Raw genomic sequence first — 13,391 nt, 5'->3', positions numbered from 1 at the left:
TCTAGAAGAAGCCGAGCTTGTTCTCGTTGTAGCTGACCAGGAGGTTCTTGGTCTGCTGGTAGTGGTCCAGCATCATGGCGTGGTTCTCGCGGCCAATGCCGGAGGACTTGTAGCCGCCGAACGCCGCTCCTGCCGGGTAGGCGTGGTAGTTGTTGACCCACACCCGGCCGGCCTGGATTTCGCGGCCGGCACGGTAAGCGACGTTGCCGTTGCGGGACCAGACGCCGGCACCGAGACCGTAGAGGGTGTCGTTGGCGATGCCCATGGCGTCGTTGTAGTCACTGAACCGGGTCACGGAGACCACCGGGCCGAAGATTTCCTCCTGGAAGATCCGCATTTTGTTGTGGCCCTCAAAAATCGTGGGCTGGACGTAGTAGCCGCCGGCCAGGTCGCCGGAGAGCTCCGCCCGGGCGCCGCCGGTGAGCGCCTTGGCGCCCTCCTGTGTTCCGATGTCGATGTAGGAGAGGATCTTCTCGAGCTGGTCGTTGGAGGCCTGGGCGCCCAGCTGGGTGTCGGTGTCCAGCGGGTTGCCCTGGATGATCTTCTGGGTGCGGGCCAGCGCATCAGCCATGAAGGAGTCGTAGATGCCTTCCTGGACCAGGGCGCGGGACGGGCAAGTGCACACTTCGCCCTGGTTGAAGGCGAACAGCGTGAAGCCTTCGAGGGCCTTGTCGTAGAACGCGTCGTTCTTGTCCGCGACGTCATTGAAGAAGATATTGGGGCTCTTGCCGCCCAGTTCCAGAGTGACCGGGATCAGGTTCTGGGACGCGTACTGGCTGATCAGCCGGCCCGTGGTGGTCTCACCGGTGAAGGCGATCTTTCGAATCCGCGGGCTTGAGGCGAGCGGCTTGCCCGCCTCGACGCCGAAGCCGTTGACCACGTTGATGACGCCGGCTGGAAGCAGGTCGCTGATCAGTTCCATCAGCACCAGGATCGAGGAGGGAGTCTGTTCGGCCGGCTTGAGGACGACGGCGTTGCCGGCGGCGAGTGCGGGGGCCAGCTTCCAGACGGCCATCAGGATCGGAAAGTTCCAGGGAATGATCTGGCCGACGACGCCGAGCGGCTCGTGGTAATGGTAGGCGGTGGTATCGTCGTCGAGCTGGGACAGCCGGCCCTCCTGGGCGCGGACGGCGGACGCGAAGTAGCGGAAGTGGTCCGCGGCGAGCGGGATGTCGGCGTTGAGGGTCTCGCGGATCGGCTTGCCGTTGTCCCAGGATTCGGCGACGGCGAGCATTTCGGTGTTCTCGTCGATCCGGTCCGCGATCTTGTTCAGGATCGCGGCCCGCTCGGCGACGGAGGTCTTGCCCCAAGACGGCGCCACCTTGTGCGCGGCGTCAAGTGCCAGCTCGATGTCCTCTGCGGTGCCGCGGGCGACCTCGCAGAACGCTTTGCCCGTCACCGGGGTGATGTTTTCGAAGTACTGGCCCTTGACCGGGGCGACCCATTCGCCGCCGATCCAGTTCTCGTAGCGGTCCTTGAAGGTGACCTTCGAGCCCTCGGTGCCGGGCTGCGCATAAACAGTCATTGCTAGCTCCTTTGCTGTGCAACATTGGTGGCATCGCGGCCGGGTTTCTGCGGCCGCTGCTGGCATCAGCCTAGAAGCGGGAAGGTTGCAGTCAGGTTGCAGGGGTGTGAGGCGGGTCACGGACAGCTCGGCTCAGGCGCTGAGTTCGGTCTCCAGCCTTTCCAGGTCCACGACGACGGCCGCGCGTTTCGGCGAGCGCGGCGGCAGCAGTTTCAGGGCAGCGGCGCGGACCTCGACGTCGTCGCGCGCTTCCGGCAGCTGCGCGTATTTCAGCAGCGACTCCGCGCTGCCGTCGGTCAGGACGGCCTCACGCAGCAGGGAGGAGACGCGGTTGCGGAGCCCGACGATTCCCGGGGCCTCGGAGCGGGGCAGGACGGCTCCGCGGTAGATTTCAAGCGCGATCCGGTGGGCGCCGCGCTGCAGGCAGCTGAGCACCTGGCCCGAGTCCGGCACCAGGTCCACGGGCAGGCGGTAGGGCCGTGACCCCGGAACCGCTTCCGGGTTGAGCTGCTGCAGGACCTTGCGCAGACGCACCATCTCGGCACGCAGCGTCATGGTGGATCCGGTTCCCGGGTAGAGCAGCGCGCTGAGCTCCTCGGCAGTCAGTCCTTCCGGATGGGTGCTGAGCAGGGCCAGGATTTCGCTGTGCCGGGCGGACAGGGTAACGGTGCGGCCGTCCAGGCTCAGCACGGCCTGATCGCGGCCGAGCAGCTGCAGGCTGTTGCGGTAGAGGCTCCCCGGCCGGGACGCCGCGGCCTTGCCCGCCGTCGTGCCCGCACCGCCGGGTTTGTCACCGGTGGTGCGGGGCATGGCCGTCCGGCGCCGTGCGGGCGCGGCGTGGCGGGCGGCCGCGAGCTGCAGCCGCTCCACCCGCAGATGCGCCTGCGCCGCTGCGACGGTTGCCTCGACGAGGGACAGGGTATGCGGGGCGACGGCGGATTCGGTTCCGGTGAGGTCCACGACGCCCAGCAGCGCACCGGAGTCCGGATCATGAAACGGCACCGCCGTGCAGCTCCAGGGGTGCACGGAGCGTTTGTAATGTTCGGCGCCGGCGATCTGGATCCCGCGCCCCAGGGCCAGCGCGGTGCCGGGGGCGCTTGTGCCGACGGTCGCCTCGGACCAGTCGGCGCCGGGGACGAACATCATCCCCTCGGCGCGCCGCTGCATCGCCGGATCGCCCTCGACCCAAAGCAGCCGGCCCACCTCGTCCCCCACTGCCACCAGCATGCCGCTGTCATGGCTGGGCAGGACCAGGAGCTTGTGGATCACGGGCATGATCGCGGCGAGAGGGTGCTGCCGGCGGTACTCCTCGAGTTCCTCCCGGTCCATCGCCAGCGGGGCCTCCGGGTTGTCCGGGTTGGCATGCAGTTGCACGGACCGTTGCCACGACTCCCGGATCAGGGTGCGCAGCCCGGGCAGTTGCAGGTCCGCCGCAAAGGCAAACCGCTTGCTGTCCAGCTGTTCATGTCCGGCGGTGGCATACTTCTGACGCAGTTCCGGGTTCGCGTCCGGACCGTGATGGCGCGGGACGGCCTGCTCGACCGGATTCCTCACTGAACCTCCACCTGGCTGGCACCTCTTGGCGCACGACGGTGCACCGGAAAGCGGCGTTTGTCGGGCCAGTCTACGGGGCGTTCCGGGCGCGGGCTAGGCCGTTTCGCGTCGCGTTATTTACCCTGCGAGGCGCTAAATCACTGTCGACGCCGGAATACCCTCCGCGACAGCGTTTTTCCGCGTCGCGAGGAATTTTGCGCCGCGACGGGCGGGCGGGCGGGAGGCAGACGGGCGGGCGGGCGGGAGGCAGACGGGCGGGCGGGCGGGAGGCAGACGGGCGGGCGGGCGGGCGCAGGTCAGCCCCGCGAGATCCGGATCATTTCGTCCCGCGGCACGACCTTGATGCGTTCGCGCACAATCCCGCCGGCACCGTCGGCAGCGGACCAGGCAGCGCCGAGGGCCAGTTCGTGTGCGTCCAGCTTGTTCCAGCCTTCCCAGGTGGTGTATTCGATGCCGCGCTCGTCGAGCAGGTCGATGATGGCCTGCGGATCGGGGTTCTGCGCCGGCGGCAGGGTCAGACGGTCCTCGAGCAGGAAGCCGATGGTCTCCAGCGCGTCTCCCTTGGTGTGCCCGATCAGCCCGACGGGTCCGCGCTTGATCCAGCCGGTCGCGTAGATGCCCGGCACGGGTTGGCCCTGCGCGTCCAGCACCCGGCCGCCCTCGTTGGGGATGACGCCGCGGCGGGGATCGTAGGACAGTTCCTCCAGGGCCGAGCCGTGGTAGCCGATGGCCCGATAGACGGCCTGGACCGGGTAATCCACGAACTGCCCGGTGCCCTTAACGTTGCCGGTGCCGTCCAACTGCATGCGCTCAAACTTGATGCCGGTGACTTTGCCTGGCCGCGCCGCGTCGCCGGGTGTTCCCATGATCTCCACCGGGTTGTGCAGGAAGTGCAGGTGCAGCCGGCGCGACGAGGGTTCCTCTGCCTCGGCGTGCTCCTCCACGAGCCAGTTACCCAGAGTGTTGACCATGGTCTTGATCTGGTTGTTCGTGCGGATAGCCTCGTCGGATGCCTCATCGAATTCAAAGTCCTCGGGGTAGAGGACGATGTCGACATCCCTGGCATGGGACAGCTCGCGCAATTCCAACGGGGTGAACTTCACCTGCGCCGGGCCCCGGCGGCCGAAGACGTGCACGTCGGTGACCGGCGAGTTCCTCAGCGCCTGGTAGACGTTGTCGGGAATCTCCGTGACGAGCAGTTCGTCGGGGTGTTTGACCAGCATCCGCGCCACATCCAGGGCGACGTTGCCGTTGCCGATCACGGCGATTTCCTTGGCGTCCAGCGGCCAGTCACGGGGCACGTCGGGGTGGCCGTCGTACCAGGAAACAAAGTCGGCGCCGCCGAAGGAGCCTTCAAGATCGATGCCCGGGATGTTGAGGTCTGCATCTTTGATGGCTCCGGTGGCGAAAATGACCGCATCGTAGAAGGCGCGGAAGTCATGCAGGGTCAGGTCCCGGCCGTAGCGGACGTTGCCGAGGAAACGGATGTCACCGCGGTCCAGGACCTTGTGCAGTGCGTTAACGATTCCCTTGATCCGCGGGTGGTCCGGGGCAACGCCGTAGCGGATCAGACCGTAGGGTGCCGGGTAGGCCTCGAACAGGTCGATGCTGACCGCGAAGTCGCCGTCCTTGACGCCGGTGGACTTGGTCAGGATGTCCGCGGCATAGACGCCGGCCGGGCCGGCGCCGACGATCGCGACGCGGAGCGGACGGATTGGCGAAGCTTCGGCCGAGTTGGACACCGGGAACCCTTCTTAGCTGTGCGGGTGCGCCGGCAGATACAGCGCACAGTTCCCAATTCTAAATGTCAGCCCGACTCCGCGGGTGCCCCGGTGGCGTGGATCGCGGGCGAGGCCGGTCAGCAGCGCCTTGAAAGCAGGAATAGTCGCTCGCAGGGCGGTGTTATGGGTCTTGTGCCTAATTCTGAAGGATCCCCCGCTCCCACTGCCCTGACGTCCCCGGGGAGCAGCCCGGGCGCCGTTGCCGCGGCTTCCCCGGCCGCCGGACCGCAGGCCGGGACCGAAGCGGGGCTCAAGGCAGTGGACAAGGATACGACGGCGGGCATCCTCTTCGGCATCGGCGCGTACGGCCTGTGGGGGCTGCTTCCGCTGTATTTCTTTGTGCTCCAGCCGGCCGGCGCCGTCGAAATCGTCGCCAACCGCGTGGTGTGGTCCCTGATTTTCTGTGGTCCTGCTGATCACCGTCACCCGCTCCTGGCGGGTCCTCGGTGCCGCCTTCCGGAACCGCAGCGTGATCGGCCCCCTGGCCGTCGCCGCCGGCCTGATTGCGGTTAACTGGCTGACTTACACGTACGGCGTCACCACCGGCCAGGCCGTCGAAGCGTCCCTTGGCTACTTCATCAACCCGCTCGTCTCCGTGCTGCTGGGCGTCTTCGTCCTGAAGGAGAAGCTGCGCCCGTTGCAGTGGGCCGCCGTCGTCGTCGGTTTTATCGCCGTGGGGGTACTGACCTACTCCTACGGCAAGCTGCCCTGGATCGCGCTCACCCTCGCATTCAGCTTCGGCCTCTACGGCTTCGTCAAGAAACGCGTTGGCCCGCGGGCGGACGCGGTCACCAGCCTCACCGTAGAAACCATCGTGCTCGCCCCCATCGCGGGGGCCACCATGATCGTCCTGGCGCTCACCGGGGCCGCGACGCTGACCAGCAACGGCACCGGGCACTTCTGGCTGCTGGTCGCCTCCGGCGTCATCACCGCCGTTCCGCTGCTGTTTTTCGGTGCGTCCGCCCGCCGGCTGCCGATGACGACAATCGGTCTGTTGCAGTATTTTGCCCCGGTGATGCAGTTCATCGTGGCGCTGGCTGTGTTCAAGGAGGCCATGACCCCGGAGCGCTGGGTCGGGTTCGGCGTCGTGTGGCTTGCGCTGCTGTTGCTGACGGCGGACATGCTGCGGATCGCCCGGAAGAACTCGGTGACGCGGAGCCGGGCCCGGGCCGCCGCCTAAGCGGCGGCCCGTAAGGGCGCCCCTAGTCCTCCGGGTTGCTGTCGACGCGGACGTAGTCGCGCGGAACGACGACCATCGGCACGGGCAGGGCCCGGAGAACCTTGTTGGCCGTACTTCCGAGGAACAGCTTGTTCTTCTCCGCCAGCCGTGACGAGCCGACGATCAGAATTTCCGCGTCGTCCCAGTCGAGGTCGTCGATGGCCTCCTCGATGGTCCGGCCATGGGCAACCTCCACGCTCACGTGGTGCCCTTCCGGCAGTCGGGCTGCCGCGGCCCTGAGTACAGTGTTCGCGTGGACGTGCGCGGCGTTGACGTTCTCGCCGCTGGTGCCTTCAGCATCCAACTCCACGAGGGACACCAGCCGCAGCGGCACGCCCCGGCGCTCAGCGGATTCAATCGCGACGTCGATCGCAGCCTCCGCTCCGGTGCGCTGGCCGACGGCGAGTGTCAGCCGGCTGACCGGCTCGGTGCGGCGGTAGCCGCGCGGCGCGAGCGCGACCGGAACCGGGGACGCATGCAGCAGGGCGTTGGCCACGCTGCCGATGCTGTACCGCTTGAACAGCCCGTTCCGGGCGGCGCCCACGACGATAAGGCCTGCGCGGTACTCCCGCGCGGCGTCGATCAGGCCGGCGGCGAACGAATCCGCCTGGCGCACATGGAACCTCGCCGGCAGGCCCTCCGGAACCAGCGAAAGACCCTGCCGTTCGGCGGTGAGCACGGCCTGTTCCGCGACGCTGACCCGGTTTCCCTGCGGGTTGAGTGCGACGTAGGGGGTGCTGCGGTCCACGACATGGACGAGGTCCAGGTGGGCGCCTTGGGCGCGGGCCATGGCCGAAGCAAGCGCGACAGCGTCGGCGCCGCGGTCGTTGGGTGTGTAGCCAACTACGTATCGCATCTAAGAACCCCTTATGGGTTTCGGGCAGAGTCCAGCGCGGCGCTCTCCGGTGGTGGCCCGGACGACGTCGGCCGGCCTGCGTTCCTGCAGTGGTAGAACGACTCTAACTCAGCGCTGCACTGGTTTGCGGTGACTTTTGGCCCTGCGGCGCGCGCGTCGGCTGAGGATGCGCCCCCGACGCAGACGAGCCGCGGACCAGTCGGTCCGCGGCTCGCTATGGGGCATCGGGGCCCGGCCCCGGTGGGAAGCGTGGCTACGAGTTAGCGCGGACCGCCGCGGCGAGCACCTCGAGGCCATCCAGCAGCAGTGCGTCACTGATGACCAGCGGCGGCAACAACCGGATCACGTTGCCGAAAGTGCCGCAGGTCAAAATAATGACGCCTTCCTTCAGGCAGGCGGCGGCCACGGCCTTAGTCAGTTCCGGGTTGGGTTCCTTGGAGCCGGCCTGGACGAGTTCGACGGCGAGCATCGCGCCGCGCCCGCGGACGTCCCCGACCACCGAAGTCTCCGCGGCGAGCTCACGCAGCTTGCCCAGCGCAAGATCCTCGATGTGGCGGGCACGTGCGTTCAGGTCGTACTGCTCCATCGAACCGATCGCCGCGAGGGCGGCCGCGCAGGCCACCGGGTTGCCGCCGTAGGTGCCGCCGAGCCCGCCGGGGTGGACGGCGTCGAGCAGTTCGGCGCGGCCGGTGATGGCAGAGAGCGGCATGCCACCGGCGATGCCCTTGGCCATGGTGACAATGTCCGGGATGACCCCTTCGTGGTTCACGGCAAACCACTCGCCGGTACGGCAGAAGCCGGACTGGACCTCATCGGCGATGAACACGATGCCCTTTTCCTTGGCCCAGGCGGCCAGGGCCGGGAGGAAGCCCTCGGCCGGGACGATGAAGCCGCCCTCGCCCTGGATCGGTTCGATGATGATGGCGGCTACTGAGTCGCCGCCGATCTGCTTCTCGATCATGGTGATGGCGCGTTTGGCAGCCTCGGCCCCGGTGATCTCCGGGTTTTCCTCGCGGAACGGGTAGCTCATCGGCATCCGGTAGACCTCGGGCGCGAACGGGCCGAAGTTGGTTTTGTAAGGCATCGCCTTGGCGGTCAGGGCCATGGTGAGGTTGGTGCGGCCATGGTAAGCGTGGTCGAAGGCGACGACGGCGTCGCGGCCGGTGGCGAGGCGGGCCACCTTGACGGCGTTCTCCACCGCTTCCGCGCCGGAGTTGAACAACACCGTCCGCTTCTCGTGGTCGCCCGGGGTGAGCCGGTTCAGCTGCTCCGCGACGGCAACGTAGCCCTCGTAGGGCGTGACCATGAAGCAGGTGTGGGTGAAGTGCTCCACGGCTTCCTTCACGGCGCCGACAACGGCGGGGTCCGAGGCGCCGACGCTGGTCACGGCGATGCCGGCGCCGAGGTCGATGAAGGAGTTGCCGTCGACGTCCTGGATGATGCCGCCGTCGGCGTCGGCGACATAGACCGGGACGCTGGAAGCGACGCCAGAGGCGACGACGGCCTTGCGGCGCTCGGTCAGGGCGACCGATTTGGGGCCCGGGAAGTCAGCCTGCACGCGGCGCTTCTGCTCAAGGCGGTAGGTGATGTCGTTTGCGGTGGTGGTCATGGGAAGGCCTTTCTAAGCGTGGAAGCGCGGCTAAGCGTCGAGAGCGGACATGACGTGCTTGATACGGGTGTAGTCCTCAACGCCGTACATCGAGAGGTCCTTGCCGTAGCCGGACTGCTTGAAGCCGCCGTGGGGCATCTCTGCGGTGAGCATGATGTGCGTGTTGATCCAGACGGCGCCGAAGTCCAGGTCGCGGCTGACGCGCATGGCGGTGCCGTGGTCGGTGGTCCAGACACTGGAGGCGAGCGCGTAGTCGACGTCGTTGGCCAGTTCGATGGCCTCGGCCTCGGTGCTGAACTTCTGCACGGTGATGACCGGGCCGAAGGCTTCCTTCTGCACGATGTCATCCGTCTGTTTGGCGCCGGTGACGATGGTGGGCTCAAAGAAGAAGCCCTGCTCCCCGGCCTGGTGCCCGCCGGTTTCGATCCTGCAGTTCGCCGGCAGGGACTCCACCAGCGTCTTGACGGCGTTGAAGTGGTTGACGTTGTTCAGCGGCCCGAAGTAGTTGTCTTCGTCGTTCTGGGAACCGGTACGCAGGGTCTTGGTGTGCTCCACCAGGGCATCCAGCAGGTCCTCGTAGGCGGCGTCCTCGACCAGCACTCGGGCGATTGCGGTGCAGTCCTGGCCGGCGTTGAAGAACGCGAACTCGGCGATGGCCGCTGCGCTCTTCTTGATGTCCGCGTCCTTGAAGACGATCGCCGGGGCTTTGCCGCCGAGCTCCAGGTGCGCGCGTTTGAGGCCCTTGGCGGCACCAGAGGCGACGGCAATGCCGGCCCGGACGGATCCGGTGATGGAAACCAGTCCCGGCACCTTGTGTTCCACCATCAAAGCCCCGGTCTCGCCGGTCCCCAAGATCACGTTGAGCACCCCGGCCGGGAGGATGTCGCCGGCGAGGCGGGCCAGGACAAGGGTGGATTCGGGGGTGGTGTCTGAGGGTTTGAGCACCACCGTGTTGCCTGCCGCAAGGGCGGGGCCGATCTTCCAGATCGCCATCAGGAACGGGTAATTCCAAGGAGCGACCTGCGCGACGACGCCGATCGGTTCGCGGCGCACGAAGGAGGTGTGCCCCTCGAAGTACTCGCCGGCAGATTTGCCTTCCAGGATGCGGGCGGCTCCGGCGAAGAACCGCAACTGGTCTGCGCCCGCCGCCACTTCCTCCGCGGCGATCAGGGAGCGGACCTGGCCGGTGTTGCGGTGCTGGGCCTCGACGAGTTCGTCGCTGTTGGCTTCGACGGCGTCGGCGAGCTTGAGCAGCATGAGCTGGCGCTGGCCAGGGGTGACGTGCTTCCAGCTGGCGAAGGCATCCTTTGCGGCGGCCATGGCGGCGTCCACGTCGGCCTGGACGGAGACGGGCGCCTTGGCCACGACCTCACCGTTGGTCGGGTTGACGATGTCCAGCAGGTCGGTGCCGACGGGGGTGACAAACTCACCATTGATGAAGTTCTGCAAGGTTTGAACCACGGTGTACAACCTCTTTCGTGCTGGCCTCGGTCAGCGGGATCTTGGCGAGGCGGGGATTAAGGACCTGCGATTGCTCCGAGCCTATGCCAGGCGCACACCGCAGGGAATAGTCAGCTGCACACCCCCTCCGGCCTCCTTTAGTGCGCCTGCCCAGCCCGCGGTTATCCTGATTCCATGGCAATTTCACTGTCCGCGCTGCTGGGAGTTCCGTCCCTCAAACTCAGGAAATCGGGCCTCGCAGAAACCACCTGGCACCAGGACATCCACTGGGTCGCGGTGACGGAGCAGGAGGATCCGCAACGTTTCCTCAACGGCGGCGAACTCGTGCTCACCACCGGGATCCGGCTGAAGTCCGCCCCGGAACAGCGCCGATTCGTCCGCCAGGTCCAGCGTGCCGGGGCGGTGGGCATCGGCTTCGGCGTCGGGCTGACGCATGAGGCGGTGCCGCCGGCGCTGGTGGCCGAGGCGAACCGCTGGGGCCTGCCGGTGGTGGAAGTGCCGTTCGAGACCCCGTTCATCGCGATCGGAAAGCTGGTGGCCGATGCCCAGTCCGCAGACCACTACGCCAAGCTCGAGCGCCTGATCGCCGGCCACCAGGTGCTAGCCCGGGCGCTGCTGACCGGCGGCGGACTGGCCGAACTACTCAAGCACCTTGGGTCCATGCTTCGCACCGAGATCGTCCTGACCCAGTTCACGGCGGAGCTCTGCAACAGTGCCGCCGGCAGCCCCTCCCCCACAGCGGACGGTTGGGCGTCCTACCCGATTCCGACCGGCCGCCGCGACGCCTGCACGCTGTGGGTGAAGCACCCGTTCGAAGACTCAGGGATCGTCGGCTACGCCCAGAACCTGATCAGCGTTGAGCTCAACAACATGGTCAAGCAGCGCCAGTCAGAGCGCGCCCTGGCGGGGCAGGTGCTTGAGGATGTTATCCATGGCACCCTCGACACTACGGAGGCCACCCGGCGCCTCGCCGGCATCGGCATCAACAGCACCCGCAAGAACGTCGTCCTGCTCGCGGAATCGGCAGCGCACGGCAAGCAGCTGGGGAGTTCCTCCCTGCCGCAGCCACTGCGGACGGCGGTGACCGCCGTCGTCGGCAAGGACCTGGTGGCGGTGGTGCCCGACGACGGCAGCGGCGCCAGCGCCCTGGGGCGCAGCCTCAGCGACCACTTCGCCGAGGCGGGCATCCACGCGACGATCGGCATCGGCGGTGCCTACACCAAGCCCAACGGACTGCGCTGGAGCTACTTCGAAGCGCGGGACGCCGCGAGCCACGGCCTGCCGGTGAACGAACCCGAGCGGCTGAGCCTGACCTCGCTGCTGCTGGCCAGCGAGGACGTTCCGCTCGCGGACATGGCTAACGAGTCGCTGAACCCGCTGCGCCAGTTTGACGCCGCGCACGGTTCGGAGCTGATGACCACGCTCGAGAGCTACCTGAGCAACAACGGCTCGGTCGCCGCCGTCGCCGAAGAGCTGACCCTGCACCGCAACACGGTCCGCTACCGGCTCGCGCAGATCACCGAGCTGACCGGCTACGATGCCGCGCAAACAGCCGACCGGGTGCAGTTGTGGCTGGCGCTGGCCGTCCAGCGGCTCAGCGCCCGCCATCCGCGTTGAGAGCCGCGGACACCCGCGGCCGGCCCGGACGACAGCGAAGCGGGGTCACCTCGCGCCCATCCGGCGGTCCGGATAGGCGGGAGGTGACCCCGCCGGGTTTTCCTGAGGGAGTAAGGGTTTTTACTGGCGGGTGAGTCCCGCGAAAACGTTCTTCGGCCGCTGCATTTCGCCGTGCTGCGCGCCCAGGACAATAACCCACCCGGCGAACACCGGGATGGCCCACTGCAGGATCTTGAGCTGCGTCTGAGCAGAGCGCAGTTCGTCGGAGCTGCCCGGCTTCGGCTCGGTGGCACCCTCGGCGCCTTCGCCGGCCAGCTTCTCCACCTTGGCGCCCTGCATGCCGGCGTAAAGAGTCACGGCGGCGCCCGTGAGGGTGACGGCGGTCTTGTAGATGGTTGCCCCGGTCACGCCCTCCTGCTTGGCCATCCGGCCCTTGTTTTCCCAGATCACGGCCAGGCCTGCGAGGATGTGGGCGCTGAAGGCCGCCGTCTGGTAGGGGGCCCACTTCTTCCAGCCGAGACTGGAAAGCCGGGTGCGTTCGGCAGGCTCCTTGGCTTCCGCCGCGGCGCCGTTCAGGCCGATGGCGCCCATCAGGGAACCGCCGAACCACGCTGCCGCGGTCAAGTCGTGAATGGATCGTGCAACGAGATTTCCTGCCATGGTGAGCTTCCTATCGTCTGTCTGCGAATCCGGTACGGCACGACCAACAAACCTCACCGTGCCCCTCATATAGTAAGCACACTTACCAACAAGTTCATAGTCCCCGTTTCCTCCGCTGACGCCGTCCTAAAACAGCCCGCGGGGCGCGTAAACTCATGGCCATGGAAAACCAGCCCCGCGGGGACGTCAGCAGGGGCAGCTCGTCCGTGACTGCCCAAACGGTGCTCGGCGGGGCGGCCGACGCAGCAGAGGCCGCCTCCAACAGCCGGGTGCTCGACGTCGTGGCACGTTGGGGTTTCGCGGTGATGGCGCTGCTCCACGTTGTGATCGGGGCGATCGCCGTCGCACTGGTCCTTGGCGCATCGGGCGAGGCCGAACCCACCGGAGCGATTGCGCAACTGGCTGCCAACCCGTGGGGCCCGGCGGTGATGTGGTCCGGCTTTATCGGCTGCGCGGGGCTGGCCCTCTGGCAACTGAGCGAAGCTACTCTGCGCGCCCGCCACCTGCCCCGGGGCGAGCGCCTGAGCAAGCTTGTTTCGTCGGGCTTTCTGGCCATTGCGTACGGCAGCGTCGGGTTGACCTTTGCCAATTTTGCGCTGGGCGTCCGGAGTGACTCAGGCGATTCCACTGCAGCTTTCAGCCAGGACCTGCTGAACCGGCCGCTGGGCGCTCCGTTGCTGATCGGTCTGGGGCTGACAGTGGCCGGGATTGGCGTGTACTTCATCGTGAAGGGGCTGGGCAAGAAGTTCAAGGAGGAGTTGCGGCACTTCGAGGGCACCCACCGGGGGCATCTCATCAGCGGCTTGGGCGTGGCCGGCCACATCGCTAAGGGTCTCGCCCTCATCCTGACCGGGCTGCTCTTCGTGGTGGCCGCGGCAACGAACGACCCCGACTCCTCCACCGGCTTGGACGGCAGCCTCAAGGCATTGCGGGACCACCCGTTCGGGCCGTACGTACTCCTCGCCATCGGCGCGGGGTTTATCGCCTACGGGGCGTTTGCACTCGTCCGCGCCCGCTTCGGACGGATGTAGGGTCGCCTGTCCGTCCTTGTAGCCGGACGGCGCCCGGGGCTATCGTTTTAGGAAGCCCCGGAACTGCTTCCTTTCCGC

9 protein-coding genes and 1 pseudogene are annotated in these 13,391 nt (G+C 67.2%); 3 read left to right on the top strand and 7 right to left on the bottom strand.

Annotated elements, in window-relative coordinates; translation table 11 throughout:
* Position 1: 1 nt before the first annotated feature.
* The 3 genes from QFZ61_RS06855 to QFZ61_RS06845 all read right to left on the bottom strand — a co-directional run bounded on the left by QFZ61_RS06855 (position 2) and on the right by QFZ61_RS06845 (position 4,821).
* Positions 2–1,525 (bottom strand): aldehyde dehydrogenase family protein, encoded by a 1,524-nt coding sequence (locus QFZ61_RS06855; RefSeq protein ID WP_307034549.1) that lies wholly within the window; start codon positions 1,523–1,525, stop codon positions 2–4.
* A 132-nt stretch (positions 1,526–1,657) separates the two neighbouring features.
* Positions 1,658–3,079 carry a GAF domain-containing protein gene (locus tag QFZ61_RS06850; RefSeq protein ID WP_307034547.1) on the bottom strand — a complete coding sequence of 474 codons (1,422 nt, stop codon included), beginning with the start codon at positions 3,077–3,079 and terminating at the stop codon, positions 1,658–1,660.
* 296 nt (positions 3,080–3,375) lie between these two features.
* Positions 3,376–4,821 (bottom strand): FAD-dependent oxidoreductase, encoded by a 1,446-nt coding sequence (locus tag QFZ61_RS06845; RefSeq protein ID WP_307034545.1) that lies wholly within the window; start codon positions 4,819–4,821, stop codon positions 3,376–3,378.
* 162 nt (positions 4,822–4,983) lie between these two features.
* Between QFZ61_RS06845 and rarD the strand changes: the two are divergent.
* Positions 4,984–6,040 (top strand): annotated as a pseudogene (rarD, locus tag QFZ61_RS06840) (EamA family transporter RarD).
* Positions 6,041–6,062: 22 nt separating this feature from the next.
* On the opposite strand, the gene QFZ61_RS06835 reads toward rarD, so the two are convergent.
* From QFZ61_RS06835 to QFZ61_RS06825, 3 genes are all read right to left on the bottom strand, one after another.
* Complete coding sequence (locus QFZ61_RS06835; RefSeq protein WP_307034543.1) at positions 6,063–6,935, bottom strand: universal stress protein; 873 nt, start codon at positions 6,933–6,935, stop codon at positions 6,063–6,065.
* A gap of 253 nt (positions 6,936–7,188) precedes the next feature.
* The gene (gene gabT / locus QFZ61_RS06830; protein ID WP_307034541.1) at positions 7,189–8,544 is read right to left on the bottom strand and encodes a 4-aminobutyrate--2-oxoglutarate transaminase; all 1,356 of its coding nucleotides are present in this window, start codon (positions 8,542–8,544) and stop codon (positions 7,189–7,191) included.
* 30 nt (positions 8,545–8,574) lie between these two features.
* Entirely contained in the window at positions 8,575–10,005 is a 1,431-nt protein-coding gene (locus QFZ61_RS06825) for an aminobutyraldehyde dehydrogenase (RefSeq protein WP_307034539.1), read from the bottom strand.
* A 174-nt stretch (positions 10,006–10,179) separates the two neighbouring features.
* On the opposite strand from QFZ61_RS06825, the gene QFZ61_RS06820 reads away from it, so the two are divergent.
* Entirely contained in the window at positions 10,180–11,622 is a 1,443-nt protein-coding gene (locus tag QFZ61_RS06820; protein WP_307034537.1) for a PucR family transcriptional regulator, read from the top strand.
* Between the two features lie 120 nt (positions 11,623–11,742).
* Here QFZ61_RS06820 and QFZ61_RS06815 read toward each other — a convergent pair whose 3' ends face one another.
* Positions 11,743–12,282, bottom strand: coding sequence for a hypothetical protein (locus tag QFZ61_RS06815; RefSeq protein WP_307034535.1), 540 nt, complete (start codon positions 12,280–12,282; stop codon positions 11,743–11,745).
* A gap of 161 nt (positions 12,283–12,443) precedes the next feature.
* Between QFZ61_RS06815 and QFZ61_RS06810 the strand changes: the two genes are divergently transcribed.
* A complete protein-coding gene (locus tag QFZ61_RS06810; protein WP_307034533.1) occupies positions 12,444–13,313 on the top strand; it encodes a DUF1206 domain-containing protein in 870 nt (289 codons plus the stop codon).
* Positions 13,314–13,391 lie beyond the last annotated feature (78 nt).

The organism is Arthrobacter sp. B3I4 (assembly GCF_030816855.1).
Classification (GTDB): domain Bacteria; phylum Actinomycetota; class Actinomycetes; order Actinomycetales; family Micrococcaceae; genus Arthrobacter.
The sequence above is the reverse complement of the archived record's forward strand: the minus strand, read 5'-3'. Positions and strand labels throughout refer to the sequence as shown.